Source organism: Pseudomonas sp. TE9122, assembly GCF_056278925.1.
The window spans coordinates 4,247,108-4,260,521 of the sequence record NZ_JBWBQI010000001.1; the positions used below are offsets into that span (position 1 = coordinate 4,247,108).

Consider the following 13,414-nt stretch of genomic DNA (forward strand, 5'->3'; position numbering starts at 1 on the left):
TAGCTCTTCGGCTGTCATTCGACGGCGGACGCTTCAATCTTGTCCAGGCGTGGCGCCTTGCTGCTGCAACGGCGCTGGTCCTGACGCTGGGCCACTTCTTGTACCTCACGGCGAGTGACAAGGTCGGCCAAGCTGATACCGCTCAGAAATTCGTGAATCTGCAGGCTCAAGTCGCACCACAGATGATGGGTCAGACAGGTATCACCGGAATGGCAATCGCCCTGGCCCTGGCACTTGGTGGCATCGACCGATTCGTTCACCGCATCGATCACCTGGGCGACCTGGATGCCCTGCATGTCGCGGGACAACTGGTAGCCACCACCCGGACCGCGAACGCTGGAAACCAGGTTGCTGCGGCGCAGCTTGGCAAAAAGCTGCTCGAGGTAGGACAGGGAGATGCCTTGGCGCTCGGAGATATCGGCCAGAGACACCGGCCCGTGCTGCGCGTGCAACGCCAGGTCAAGCATGGCGGTCACGGCGTATCGGCCTTTTGTAGTCAGTCGCATGGACAGTTACCACGGAGTTCGGAATGGGCGGGAGTATGCAATTCCCGAGCATTTAAGTCAACTATAAGACCTAGTGCTTTAGTCGGGTTTACCCGCAAAAGAGCGCGCGCACTATAGCAAAGACGGGCTGCGGACAGCCAGCGAAACCGCGTGATCGTTCTTCGCGAGCAGGCTCGCTCCCACATTGGAATGCACTGCTCTTGTGGGAGCGAGCCTGCTCGCGAAAAGCAGCGCCGCGGTTCAGCCGGCTTTCGATTCGTCCTTGCCCTTGACGCAAGCGAAGTCTTCTTCACGCAGTTCAGGCAGATCTTTCGCACAGTAATTGCTGCCCAGATCCTTCAGCGCGCCGCACATGCCTTCCAGACGCCCGTCAACCGCTTGCAGATGGTCGAGCAACTGGCCAATGGCGCGAGCCACCGGGTCGGGCATGTCTTCGCTGACACCGTAGGCGTCGAAACCGATCTTTTCCGCCATGGCTTTGCGCTTGGCGTCCTGCTCTTCGTCGGTCTTGACGATGATCCGCCCCGGAATCCCCACTACAGTGGCGCCCGGCGGCACCTCCTTGGTCACGACAGCGTTGGAGCCGACTTTGGCACCAGCACCGACTGTGAACGGTCCAAGCACCTTGGCGCCAGCGCCGACCACCACGCCATCACCCAGCGTCGGGTGGCGCTTGCCTTTGTTCCAGCTGGTGCCGCCGAGGGTCACACCCTGATAGATAGTCACGTCGTCGCCGATCTCGGCGGTTTCACCAATGACGATGCCCATGCCGTGGTCGATGAAGAAACGCCGACCGACCTTGGCGCCCGGGTGAATCTCGATCCCGGTCAGCCAGCGACCAAAGTTCGACACCAGCCGCGCCAGCCATTTCAGCTCGTTGCGCCAGAGCATGCCGGCCAGACGATGAATCCAGATTGCATGCATGCCGGGGTAGCAGGTCAGGACTTCAAAAGCGTTACGCGCCGCCGGGTCTCGATGGAATACGCTCTGGATATCTTCACGCAAACGCTCAAACATCATTCAATCCTTCCGCTTTAGAAGCTCGCCACGGGCCGCTTTCTGGGTTTCCGTGAGGATGCCACGCAAAATATTCATTTCCGCCCGGCTGACCGAGCTGCGTCCGTACAACCGGCGCAGGCGCGCCATCAAGTGCCGTGGCTTTTCCGGATCGAGGAATTCGATGGCGACCAGCGTCTGCTCCAGGTGCTCATAGAATCGCTCCAGCTCATCCATGGTCGCCAGCTCGGCGCTTTTCACCGAGGCCACTTCTTCTTTCTCGACCTTGCTCGGCTGACCCTGTGCGGCCAGCCAGGCCATGCGCACTTCATAACTCAACACCTGAACCGCCGCCCCGAGGTTCAGCGAACTGAACGTCGGGTCGGAAGGGATGTGCACGTGAAAATGACATCGCTGCAGCTCTTCATTGGTCAGGCCGGAATCTTCACGGCCGAACACCAAAGCAATCTCGGCGCCCTGCCCGGCTTCCTCGACCACCTTGTTGCCGCATTCGCGCGGATCGAGCAGCGGCCAGGGAATACGCCGGTCGCGGGCGCTGGTGCCGAGCACCAGATTGCAGCCGACCAGAGCATCTTCCAAGGTGGCGACGACTTGCGCGTTTTCAAGGATGTCACCGGCACCAGAGGCGCGGGCATCGGCCTCGTGGTGCGGGAAGACCCGCGGATCGACCAGCACCAGCCGCGACAGACCCATGTTTTTCATGGCGCGCGCGGCCCCGCCGATGTTGCCGGGGTGGCTGGTGTTGACCAGGACGACACGAATGTTCTGCAGCAAGGGAGGCGCTCTCGGACACAGGAAAGGGGGGCAAATCTTACAGAACAGCCTACCGTTAAGCTATGAAAGCGAACAGCGTCCTTCACCTGAAGAAAAGTTCTGATAGAATGCGCGGCTTTCTTTAACAACCTTAGGTGACACATCCATGCAGCCCATGCTGAATATCGCGCTGCGCGCCGCCCGCAGCGCCAGTGAACTGATCTTCCGCTCCATCGAGCGCCTGGATACCATCAAGGTCGACGAAAAAGACGCCAAGGATTACGTATCCGAGGTCGATCGCGCCGCTGAACAGAAAATCATCGATGCCCTGCGCAAGGCTTACCCGAATCACTCGATTCAGGGTGAAGAAACCGGCCTGCACGCTGGCACCGGCATCGAAGGCGAAGAGTACCTGTGGATCATCGATCCGCTGGACGGCACCACCAACTTTCTCCGTGGCATTCCGCACTTTGCAGTGAGCATTGCCTGCAAATATCGTGGCCGCCTGGAGCACGCAGTGGTTCTGGACCCGGTTCGCCAGGAAGAATTCACCGCCAGCCGTGGTCGCGGCGCTCAACTGAACGGTCGTCGCCTGCGCGTCAGCGGTCGCACCAGCCTCGACGGCGCTTTGCTCGGCACTGGCTTCCCGTTCCGTGACGACCAGATGGACAACCTCGACAACTACCTGGGCATGTTCCGCGCCCTGGTTGGCCAGACTGCCGGCATCCGCCGCGCCGGTTCGGCGAGCCTGGACCTGGCTTACGTAGCTGCCGGTCGTTTCGATGCGTTCTGGGAATCGGGCCTGTCCGAGTGGGACATGGCTGCAGGCGCCCTGCTGATTCAAGAAGCCGGCGGTCTGGTGAGCGACTTCACCGGTGGTCACGACTTCCTTGAGAAAGGCCACATCGTTGCCGGCAACACCAAATGCTTCAAGGCAGTGCTGACGGCGATCCAGCCGCACCTGCCGGCCTCGCTGAAGCGCTAAGCTTTCCGCGAAACCAAAAAGCACCCTTCGGGGTGCTTTTTTTATGCCTGCAATTCCAAACAGCACAATTCCCTGTGGGAGCGAGCCTGCTCGCGAATGGGGCGTGTCAGCAAAGAAAATATCCACTGTTAGACCGTATTCGCGAGCAGGCTCGCTCCCACAGGTGAGAATCGCGCGCTGCCCTGAATCGCGAGCACAAAAAAAGCACCCCGCAGGGTGCTTCTTTTCACAACTGTGGAGCCTTACTGTCCCGGCTCATTCTGCGACAGGATCAGCTTGCCTTCCTTGTCGACCGGAATCTGGTTGCCCGGATCGCGATCCATCCGCACCTTGCCTTCCTTGCCATCGAGCGAGTAACGCACGTCGTAGCCGACGACCTTGTCGCTGATGTCATTGACCGTGTTGCAGCGAGTTTGCGTAGTGGTGTAGGTGTCGCGGTTCTGCATACCTTCCTGCACCTTGTTACCGGCATAACCGCCGCCAACTGCACCGGCCACGGTGGCAATCTTCTTGCCGGTACCGCCACCCACCTGATTACCCAACAAACCACCGGCTACGGCACCGATCGCCGTGCCGAGAATCTGGTGTTGATCCTTGACCGGCGCCTGCCGGGTCACGGTTACATCCTTGCATACTTCACGTGGAGTCTTGATCTGTGTCTTGACCGGCTCAACGGCTAATACTTGCGCATACTCAGGGCCGCTTTTAACCAGGCTGTAGGTGGCAACAGCACCCCCGGCTGTGACACCGACAGCACCCAATACCGCACCAACCAGCAACGACTTGTTCACATGAACCTCCTGACCATCACATGCGGGACGCGCCCGCGCTTCTCCCAGCCTTGGAGCACAAAAAAAGGCGCGAGTTCAACTCGCGCCTTTTGTTGGCTGACAGCCGGGAAATCGCTGGCCGTTATGGACGGTCGTCGACTTCCTTGTCGGTGTTGGCCGGAGGAATCAGATCCTCGGTGGTCAGGTTCAGCCAGATCAGCACCACGTTGGCGATGTAGATCGACGAGTAGGTACCCGCCAGTACACCGATGAACAGCGCGATGGAGAAGCCGAACAGGTTGTCGCCGCCGAAGAACAACAGTGCCGCGATGGCCAGCAGCGTGGAGATCGACGTCGCCATGGTGCGCAGCAGGGTCTGGGTGGTCGAGATGTTGATGTTCTCGATCAGCGTCGCCTTGCGCAGCACACGGAAGTTCTCACGTACCCGGTCGAAAACCACGATGGTGTCGTTCAGCGAATAACCGATGATCGCCAGCACCGCCGCCAGCACCGTCAGATCGAAGGTGATCTGGAAGTACGAGAGGATACCCACGGTCACGATCACGTCGTGGATCAGCGACACAATGGCGCCGACCGCAAACTTCCACTGAAAGCGGAACGCCAGGTAGATCAGGATGCCGCCGAGCGCCAGCAGCATGCCGAGGCCGCCCTGGTCGCGCAGTTCTTCACCAACCTGCGGGCCGACGAACTCGACTCGCTTGACCGTCGCCGGGTTGTCGCCGCCGACTTTCTGCAATGCGTCTGCGACCTGATGGCCCAGCTGCGGGTCTTCACCCGGCATGCGCACCAGCAAGTCAGTAGTGGCGCCGAAGTTCTGCACCACGGCTTCGTGATAACCGGAGGTCGCCAGTTGCTCGCGCACCTTGGTGACATCGGCCGGACGCTCGTAGGTCAGCTCGATGAGCGTACCGCCGGTGAAGTCCAGACCCCAGTTCATGCCCTTGGTGGCGACGCTGAACAAGGCAATGACGGTAAGCAACACGGTGACGCCGAACGCGAAGTTGCGAACGCCCATGAAGTTGATTGTACGTAACATGGCAGCCCCTTAAATCCACAACTTCTTGAAGTCACGTCCGCCAAAGATCAGGTTGACCATTGCGCGGGTCACCATGATGGCCGTGAACATCGAGGTAAAGATCCCGAGGGACATGGTCACTGCGAAACCCTTCACCGGGCCGGTGCCCATGGCGAAGAGAATGCCGCCGACCAGCAAGGTGGTCAGGTTGGCGTCGAGAATCGCGGTGAATGCCCGGCCGAAGCCTTCGTTGATTGCCCGCTGCACAGTCATGCCGGCGGCGATCTCTTCACGAATCCGCGAGAAGATCAGTACGTTGGCGTCGACCGCCATGCCCATGGTCAGGACGATACCGGCGATACCCGGCAGGGTCAGCGTGGCGCCCAGCAACGACATCAATGCCAGCAGCAGCACCATGTTCACCGCCAGCGCGACGGTGGCGATGACGCCGAAGAAGCGGTAGATGGCGATGATGAAGAGCGATACGAACAGCATGCCCCACAGGGAAGCGTCGATACCTTTGGTGATGTTGTCAGCACCCAGGCTCGGACCGATTGTGCGCTCTTCAGCGAAGTACATCGGTGCAGCCAGACCACCGGCACGCAGCAGCAGTGCCAGTTCGGACGACTCGCCCTGACCGTTTAGGCCAGTGATGCGGAATTGCGCACCCAGCGGCGACTGAATGGTCGCCAGGCTGATGATCTTCTTCTCTTCCTTGAACGTCTGCACCGCAACGTCTTTCTCGACGCCATCAACCACTTGCTTGGTGTAAGTGGTGACCGGACGCTGTTCGATGAAGATCACCGCCATGCTGCGACCGACGTTGGAACGGGTCGCGCGGCTCATCAGCTCGCCACCGTGGCCATCCAGACGGATGTTCACTTCAGGCGTGCCGTGCTCGCCGAAACCGGCCTTGGCGTCGGTGACCTGGTCACCAGTGATGATCAGACCACGCTCGATCTGCGCTGGCGGACGGTTGCCTTCGCGGAATTCGAACGACTCGGAAGTGGCTTTCGAAGCGCCCGGCTCGGCGGCCAGACGGAACTCAAGGTTGGCCGTCTTGCCGAGGATACGCTTGGCTTCGGCAGTGTCCTGCACGCCCGGCAGCTCAACCACGATGCGGTTGGCGCCCTGACGCTGCACGATCGGTTCGGCAACACCCAGCTCGTTGACGCGGTTACGTACCGTGGTCAGGTTCTGCTTGATGGAGTATTCACGGATTTCCGCCAGCTTGGCCGGGGTCATCGCCAGACGCAGCACCGGTTGACCGTTGAGATCGGCCGGAACAATGTCGAAATCGTTGAAATTCTTGCGGATCAGCGCACGGGCCTGTTCGCGGGAATCTTCATCGCTGAAGCCCAACTGAATGGCACCGCCCAGTTGCGGCAGGCTGCGATAGCGCAGCTTCTCTTTGCGCAGCAGGCTCTTGACGTCGCCTTCGTAGACTTTCAGGCGCGCATCGAGGGCTTTGTCCATGTCCACTTCGAGCAGGAAGTGCACACCACCGGACAAGTCCAGACCCAGCTTCATCGGGTGCGCACCGAGGTTGCGCAACCATTGCGGCGTGGTCTGTGCCAGGTTCAGCGCGACGACGTAGTCATCACCCAATGCCTTGCGCACAACATCCTTGGCCGGCAGCTGGTCTTCAGCCTTGCTCAGACGGATCAGACCGCCCTTGCCGCCTGCCGTCAGCGTAGCCGCCTTGACGTTGATGCCGGACTCTTTCAGCGCTGTGCTGACGCGAGCCAGATCGGCGTCATTGACCTGCAGAGCCGTGCTGGCGCCGCTGATCTGAATGGCCGGGTCATCAGGATAAAGATTGGGAGCGGAATAAATCAGACCGATCGCCAGCACCGCCAGGATCAGAATGTATTTCCACAGAGGGTATTTGTTCAGCATCACGCCGCCCGTTATGAACGCGGGGCGCCTTGCGCGCCCCGTCGATTGAGTAGAAGTTGTTGCTCTTAGATCGCTTTCAGCGTGCCTTTTGGCAGCGTGGCGGCGATGGCGCCTTTCTGGAACTTCATTTCCACGGTGTCGGAAACTTCCAGAACCACGAAGTCATCGGCAACCTTGGTGATCTTGCCGGCGATGCCGCCAGTGGTCACGACTTCGTCGCCCTTCTGCAGGCTGCTCAGCAGGTTCTTCTGCTCTTTGGCGCGCTTGGCCTGTGGACGCCAGATCATCAGGTAGAAGATGACCAGGAAGCCGACCAGGAAAATCCACTCGAAGCCGCCGCCCATTGGGCTTGCAGCAGCCGGTGCAGCTGCGTCAGCCATGGCGTTAGAGATAAAAAAGCTCATTTAGCACTCCAGTTGCAAATGTTGAATCTTGGGGTCAGAAAACTCAGTCCAAAGGCGGGACGGGAAGTCCGCGTTTGGCGTAGAAGGCATCGACAAAGGCGGCCAATGTACCCTGTTGAATAGCCTCGCGCAAACCAGCCATGAGCACCTGATAATGGCGCAAGTTATGGATGGTATTGAGCATGCTGCCGAGCATTTCGCCGCACTTGTCCAGGTGATGCAGATAAGCGCGCGAGAAGTTCTGGCAGGTGTAGCAATCGCAGGTCGGATCCAGCGGCGATTCATCATGGCGATGGAACGCGTTACGGATCTTCAGCACACCGGTATCGATGAACAGATGCCCATTGCGGGCATTACGGGTTGGCATCACGCAATCGAACATGTCCACCCCGCGGCGCACACCCTCAACCAGATCTTCCGGTTTGCCAACGCCCATAAGGTAACGAGGTTTGTCAGCGGGCATCTGGCCCGGCAGATAATCCAGCACCTTGATCATTTCGTGCTTCGGTTCGCCCACCGACAGACCGCCGATGGCGAGGCCGTCGAAGCCGATCTTGTCGAGGCCTTCGAGCGAGCGCATGCGCAGGTTTTCATGCATGCCGCCCTGGACGATACCGAACAGCGCCGCGGTGTTGTCGCCGTGGGCATTCTTCGAACGCTGCGCCCAGCGCAGCGACAATTCCATCGATACGCGCGCGACGTCTTCGTCAGCCGGATACGGCGTGCATTCGTCGAAGATCATCACAATGTCGGAACCGAGATCGCGCTGCACCTGCATCGACTCTTCCGGGCCCATGAACACTTTGGCGCCGTCGACCGGAGAAGCGAAGGTCACGCCCTCCTCCTTGATCTTGCGCATCGCGCCGAGGCTGAACACCTGGAAGCCGCCGGAGTCGGTGAGGATCGGGCCTTTCCACTGCATGAAATCGTGCAGGTCGCCGTGCTCCTTGATCACCTGAGTGCCAGGACGCAGCCACAGGTGAAAGGTATTGCCCAGAATGATTTCCGCGCCCGTGGCGACGATGTCGCGCGGCAGCATGCCCTTGACCGTGCCGTAGGTGCCGACCGGCATGAACGCCGGGGTCTCGACGGTGCCACGGGGAAAGGTCAGGCGACCACGACGAGCCTTGCCATCGGTGGCCAGCAGCTCAAAGGACATTCGACATTCGCGACTCATTCTGTTTCCTCTGGGCCTGTCTGTTCAGGGGCAGTTGGAGCGGGATTGCGGGTGATGAACATCGCATCCCCGTAACTGAAAAAGCGGTAGCCGTTTTCCACGGCGGCCTTGTAGGCGGCCATGGTTTCGGGATAACCGGCAAACGCCGAAACCAGCATCAACAGCGTGGATTCCGGCAAATGGAAATTGGTCACCAGGGCATCGACCACATGAAACGGCCGGCCCGGATAGATAAAGATGTCGGTGTCGCCACTGAACGGCTTGAGCACACCATCGCGCGCCGCGCTCTCCAGCGAACGCACGCTGGTGGTGCCGACCGCAATCACCCGACCGCCCCGCGCACGGCACGCAGCGACTGCATCGACCACATCCTGGCCGACTTCCAGCCACTCGCTGTGCATGTGGTGATCTTCGATCTTCTCGACGCGCACCGGCTGGAACGTCCCCGCGCCGACGTGCAACGTCACGAACGCAGTCTCGACGCCCTTGGCGGCAATCGCCTGCATCAGCGGCTCATCGAAATGCAGCCCCGCCGTCGGCGCAGCGACCGCACCCAGACGCTGGGCGTACACGGTCTGATAACGCTCGCGATCCGAGCCTTCATCCGGGCGGTCTATATAAGGAGGCAATGGCATGTGCCCGACGCGATCGAGCAGCGGCAACACTTCCTCGGCAAAACCCAGCTCGAACAGCGCATCATGACGCGCGAGCATCTCGGCTTCGCCACCGCCGTCGATAAGGATCTTCGAACCCGGTTTCGGCGACTTGCTGGAGCGGACATGAGCCAGCACGCGGTGCGCATCGAGCACGCGCTCAATGAGAATTTCCAGCTTGCCGCCGGACGCTTTCTGCCCGAACAGCCGCGCCGGAATCACCCGGGTATTGTTGAACACCATCAAATCGCCCGGGCGCAAATGCTCAAGCAAATCAGTGAATTGACGGTGTGCCAGGGCGCCGCTCGGCCCATCAAGGGTCAGCAGGCGACTACCGCGACGCTCGGCCAACGGATGGCGGGCGATCAGCGAATCAGGAAGCTCGAAAGTAAAGTCAGCAACGCGCATGATGGGGTTCGTCTAGCAGGGCCGGAAAGTCTAGCGGAAATATCGAAAATTGACCATGAAACGTGATTGACCAACGGTAATCACCTCTCTATACTTCGCCGCCATTGAGCCCTGATGGCGGAATTGGTAGACGCGGCGGATTCAAAATCCGTTTTCGAAAGGAGTGGGAGTTCGAGTCTCCCTCGGGGCACCACATAGCAGTATCTGAGAGTCTCTACCAGCCTCTCAGACCCAGAGAAACCGGCCACTTGGCCGGTTTTTTTGTGCCTGTCTGTCTACCCCTGTCTCCCCTTATCCGTTGTATCCCTGTATCCCTGCTTGTATCCTGAGAAAAATACCGAACTTTGGGATACAAGGATGAAGCGCGCAGATATCAAGCGCCGCCCTCTCGCTGATACGACACTTGCGGGATTGGAGCCGGAATTAAAGGAATACCGAGAGCTGGACGGAAACGGCCTCTACTTCAGGGTAAAACCTGATGGTGGTAAATCCTGGCAGCTCCGCTACAAACGTCCGGCGGGCAACTGGGCTTGGATGGGGCTCGGGGGTTACCCGGAAGTAAGTGGTGCGTTAGCAAGGGACAAAGCTGCTGAACTGCGCAAGGTAGTGAGCAGCGGGGCCGATCCTCTCGAACAAAAACGCTCTGCCAAAGCGGCAATTGATGCCGCTAAGACTCGTACCTTCCGAGCCGCTGCTGAAGCTTGGCTCAAGGCCAAGGAAGAAAAGGGACTCGCTCCCTCCACCCTTAACAAAATCCGCACTTACCTCGACAAAGACATACTCCCTGCGCTGGGAGATAAGCCCCTGGACGAAATCACTCGTACTGACTGTGCAGAGCTCCAAGCTTCACTCGAAGCCCGGGACGCACACAACGTAGCGGAAAAGTGCCGCACGTGGATCAATCAGATATTCGGACGAGCCATCGGCTTAGGCCTCACGGAAAACGATCCTGGCAGTCGCCTGCGAGATATTGCAGCTCAAGCCCCGAAGACTCAGCAGCATCCTCATTTGCTGGAGCCTGAGTTGGCAGAGTTCCTCCAAGCACTCAAAAACACACCCAGCAGGCTGACGGCCCGAACTGCCGCATGGCTCTGCATCTGGACCGCATCCAGACCGGGCATGGTTCGGTTAGCTGAATGGAAAGAGTTCGACCTAGATAAAGCGATATGGACGACGCCTGCTGCCAAGATGAAGATGCGCAGGGACTTCGTTTGCCCACTCCCTAAGCAAGCGCTTTCCGCTCTCAAAGAACTTCATTGCCTCACAGGTCGTAGTCGTTGGCTGTTCCCTGGGGTGGGCGCTAAGAATCCAACGATTAGCGAAAACACCATCAACAAGGTCTTCGCGACGGTTGGTTACAAAGGTCGCTTGGTAGGTCATGGTACTCGTCATACCGCCAGCACTCTGCTCAGGGAACACGGCTGGCCGAAAGAGCATGTCGAAGCGCAGCTTGCTCACAAAGAAGAGGGAATATCCGGGGTATACAACAAGGCTCAATACCTTGAGCACCGGGTGAAGATGATGCAGTGGTACGCAGATCACCTTGATGCGTTGGTGAGCGAGAACGTTATCAATCGCAAGTTCGGGAAAGCAGTATGACTCCACATATGCGTACCCCCTTAAAAATCCATGTAACAGGTGTTACTCGTGTAACGACCTTCGGCAAACGCCCGAATTCATTGACTCTTACGCGCGTTACACTCATGAGCGACTTCCCGTACACCTTCTTTGACGCCGACCAAACGTGTAACGCCAGATCGACCCCGTATTTGCTGCTGGCAGACCTAGGGCTAGGCGTGCGCCGCTGGATAAGATTGCACGACACAGGGCGCGGGACTGAAACAAATACTAAGGGTCAACAACGATGCCGATGAATGCGAGCGAGATCGGGGAAAGCATTCAATGGCCAAGTTCAACAGCCGATCTGGTTGAGTACTTATCTGCTCAACCGCTGTACTCCCTCTGTCGCGAACAGATCCTGCATGTTTGTCAGTTGATCGACCAATGCCGTCTGCGCATCAACCGAGCCGGGCTCGGCGATACTCTGAATTCCTTGTGCATCAAGGTGACGCAGAACGAGGAAACGATTTCAGAAAATGCCATGTCAGCCCCTCCCGCATTTCTGGCGAACACCGTTCGCCAACATGGCCGGAGTGAATTCGTCACAGACGATCAGGCACACGCGGTGTACATCATGGCCTGCGCGGTGAAAGCCTTAGAGGTTTTGAACGATTGGATGTTCGACGTCGAACGGACAGCCCTGCCTAAGGGAATACCTATGCCTGACTGGCCGTGGGACTTTTATTGCGAGTACGTAGAGGGACAGGTTAACGAGGATGACCGCATAGATGCGTTGGACTTATACGTTATCCACTTGGAACCGATTACCTATTTGCCCGCGTTACGTCGCGACGAATTGAGACCTCTGGCCCTTAGCGCAATTCGAGAAGCGACCCGACGAAAGGGCGGTCTCCTTAGTGGGAAAGATCGGGTCGCCGATATGAGCGAACGCGATATAGCCCTTGTCGAAAAGGCTCGCGCTCTACTGCATGACGGCATGTCACGACGCCATGTGACCACAGAAGTACACCGCTGGCTTACTCAACAGGTCGCTAAGCCATACAAGCAACGACCTAACTGGATTTCCCACGAAACGGATAAAGCATTGTCCCGTAAGCGCGTGGAAGCCATTCTTAAGCAACACAAGGTCTAGTTCACCTGAAATTTCAAATGGAAGTTAACTCCTTCAAAGATTCCATCGCCTAGATCATTGCTCTCGTCAGTCCAAATCTATCGAGAGCAATGCCTATGAACACCTCCGTTAGCGATTTTCTCCACCAGACACCCGCCAACTCCCCCTCCGTTTTTGATGCCGCCTCTACATTGATCCGCATGCGCGAGGTGGAAGGCATCGTGGGAATGAAACGTTCAACCATCTACAAACTGATGCAGCGCACCGAATGCGGCTTTCCGCAGCCCGTCAAACTGAGCAATAGCAACGCACGCGGCGCCCCTGTCGCCTGGGTCCTTTCCGAAGTTCAAGCGTGGGCGCGCAGCCGCATCGAGGCACGTGATCAGGTGGCTGCATGAGCCACAAGACTGCAAACAACGCTCTGATGCACCCCTTTTCCGTGTTGCGTCGGATCGGTTTCTCGTCTCGCGTCATGCAGCGTCTTGAACGCTACCGCAGCCAGCAGGACAGGCAAGGTCGCGTTGTCAGCGTGCTCAGCTGGGCCGACGGCACCTGGTGCGCCCTCTCCCTCCATTGCGAAAAGACCAGAGCCGTTGTCGTCGACGAAGGTCAGCAGGTCGAGGCTTACGAAGACGCCCGCTCCATGCTCAACGGCGGATTCCTGCCCCTTCTCTCCCTGCGCTGGGAAGTCCATGCCTGAAACGAAAACGCCTCCGGGGGCGATCCGGAGGCGTTGAGGTCAATCTACATGCCCGAACAATTTATGCCGCACCTGAAAAATCCGCAAGCCATCAGCGCAGTTGCACTTTCGAAACACGGACGTTACTCTCTGGCCGTCGCTGCAAATTCAGCGACCGGGTTTGGCGACCCGAGTTACTTGGCGCACAGGCGCCCCATCCGACAGCAGGCGCTTTTTTTGTGCCCGCCGTTTCGTGTTATGGCAGCTGTGCGTGGGAGACCTTCGGGTCTGCCGGGTTCCAAGTTCCCGGTTCGCCAACCTGCGCACAGCTGCCACCCTAAATCGTTTGGCGACGATCAGTGGCAGCTCCATCTTCAAACTTGGAGTGTCACCTATGCCTGCCCTTAATCCGTCCAAAATTCGCGCCGCTGCACA

The 13,414-nt window shown here is 58.7% G+C and carries 14 protein-coding genes and 1 tRNA gene; 6 read left to right on the plus strand and 9 right to left on the minus strand.

The window, feature by feature from the left end; genetic code table 11:
* Nucleotides 1-14: 14 nt before the first annotated feature.
* The 3 genes from iscR to trmJ form a co-directional block, all read right to left on the minus strand.
* Nucleotides 15-506, minus strand: a complete 492-nt coding sequence (gene iscR / locus ACZ9BE_RS19030; protein WP_016773323.1) for a Fe-S cluster assembly transcriptional regulator IscR — start codon at nt 504-506, stop codon at nt 15-17.
* 240 nt (nt 507-746) lie between these two features.
* The gene (cysE, locus tag ACZ9BE_RS19035; protein ID WP_024014221.1) at nt 747-1,523 is read right to left on the minus strand and encodes a serine O-acetyltransferase; all 777 of its coding nucleotides are present in this window, start codon (nt 1,521-1,523) and stop codon (nt 747-749) included.
* Nucleotides 1,524-1,526: 3 nt separating this feature from the next.
* A complete protein-coding gene (gene trmJ / locus ACZ9BE_RS19040; protein ID WP_041479930.1) occupies nt 1,527-2,297 on the minus strand; it encodes a tRNA (cytosine(32)/uridine(32)-2'-O)-methyltransferase TrmJ in 771 nt (256 codons plus the stop codon).
* Between the two features lie 145 nt (nt 2,298-2,442).
* Between trmJ and suhB the strand changes: the two genes are divergently transcribed.
* A complete protein-coding gene (gene suhB, locus ACZ9BE_RS19045; protein WP_016773320.1) occupies nt 2,443-3,261 on the plus strand; it encodes a type III secretion system regulator SuhB in 819 nt (272 codons plus the stop codon).
* Between the two features lie 242 nt (nt 3,262-3,503).
* Here suhB and ACZ9BE_RS19050 read toward each other — a convergent pair whose 3' ends face one another.
* The 6 genes from ACZ9BE_RS19050 to queA form a co-directional block, all read right to left on the minus strand.
* A complete protein-coding gene (locus ACZ9BE_RS19050; RefSeq protein WP_039761427.1) occupies nt 3,504-4,052 on the minus strand; it encodes a glycine zipper 2TM domain-containing protein in 549 nt (182 codons plus the stop codon).
* 121 nt (nt 4,053-4,173) lie between these two features.
* Nucleotides 4,174-5,088, minus strand: a complete 915-nt coding sequence (secF, locus tag ACZ9BE_RS19055) for a protein translocase subunit SecF (protein ID WP_041479932.1) — start codon at nt 5,086-5,088, stop codon at nt 4,174-4,176.
* Between the two features lie 9 nt (nt 5,089-5,097).
* Nucleotides 5,098-6,966 (minus strand): protein translocase subunit SecD, encoded by a 1,869-nt coding sequence (gene secD / locus ACZ9BE_RS19060; protein WP_016773318.1) that lies wholly within the window; start codon nt 6,964-6,966, stop codon nt 5,098-5,100.
* A 65-nt stretch (nt 6,967-7,031) separates the two neighbouring features.
* Nucleotides 7,032-7,370: a preprotein translocase subunit YajC gene (gene yajC, locus ACZ9BE_RS19065; protein ID WP_016773317.1), complete on the minus strand. Its 339-nt coding sequence runs from the start codon at nt 7,368-7,370 to the stop codon at nt 7,032-7,034.
* Nucleotides 7,371-7,413: 43 nt separating this feature from the next.
* Nucleotides 7,414-8,529, minus strand: coding sequence for a tRNA guanosine(34) transglycosylase Tgt (gene tgt / locus ACZ9BE_RS19070; RefSeq protein ID WP_160768392.1), 1,116 nt, complete (start codon nt 8,527-8,529; stop codon nt 7,414-7,416).
* Between the two features lie 14 nt (nt 8,530-8,543).
* The gene (gene queA, locus ACZ9BE_RS19075; protein ID WP_016773315.1) at nt 8,544-9,608 is read right to left on the minus strand and encodes a tRNA preQ1(34) S-adenosylmethionine ribosyltransferase-isomerase QueA; all 1,065 of its coding nucleotides are present in this window, start codon (nt 9,606-9,608) and stop codon (nt 8,544-8,546) included.
* A 108-nt stretch (nt 9,609-9,716) separates the two neighbouring features.
* Between queA and ACZ9BE_RS19080 the strand changes: the two genes are divergently transcribed.
* The 5 genes from ACZ9BE_RS19080 (at nt 9,717) to ACZ9BE_RS19100 (ending at nt 13,000) form a co-directional block, all read left to right on the plus strand.
* Nucleotides 9,717-9,801, plus strand: a tRNA-Leu gene (locus tag ACZ9BE_RS19080).
* Nucleotides 9,802-9,965: 164 nt separating this feature from the next.
* Nucleotides 9,966-11,207: a tyrosine-type recombinase/integrase gene (locus ACZ9BE_RS19085; RefSeq protein ID WP_065895838.1), complete on the plus strand. Its 1,242-nt coding sequence runs from the start codon at nt 9,966-9,968 to the stop codon at nt 11,205-11,207.
* 265 nt (nt 11,208-11,472) lie between these two features.
* Complete coding sequence (locus tag ACZ9BE_RS19090; RefSeq protein ID WP_476249808.1) at nt 11,473-12,321, plus strand: hypothetical protein; 849 nt, start codon at nt 11,473-11,475, stop codon at nt 12,319-12,321.
* A gap of 95 nt (nt 12,322-12,416) precedes the next feature.
* On the plus strand, nt 12,417-12,698 hold the full coding sequence (locus ACZ9BE_RS19095; RefSeq protein WP_476249809.1) for a helix-turn-helix transcriptional regulator: 282 nt from the start codon (nt 12,417-12,419) through the stop codon (nt 12,696-12,698).
* Nucleotides 12,695-13,000, plus strand: coding sequence for a hypothetical protein (locus ACZ9BE_RS19100; RefSeq protein ID WP_065895840.1), 306 nt, complete (start codon nt 12,695-12,697; stop codon nt 12,998-13,000). The genes ACZ9BE_RS19095 and ACZ9BE_RS19100 overlap by 4 nt, the downstream gene beginning before the upstream one ends.
* Nucleotides 13,001-13,414 lie beyond the last annotated feature (414 nt).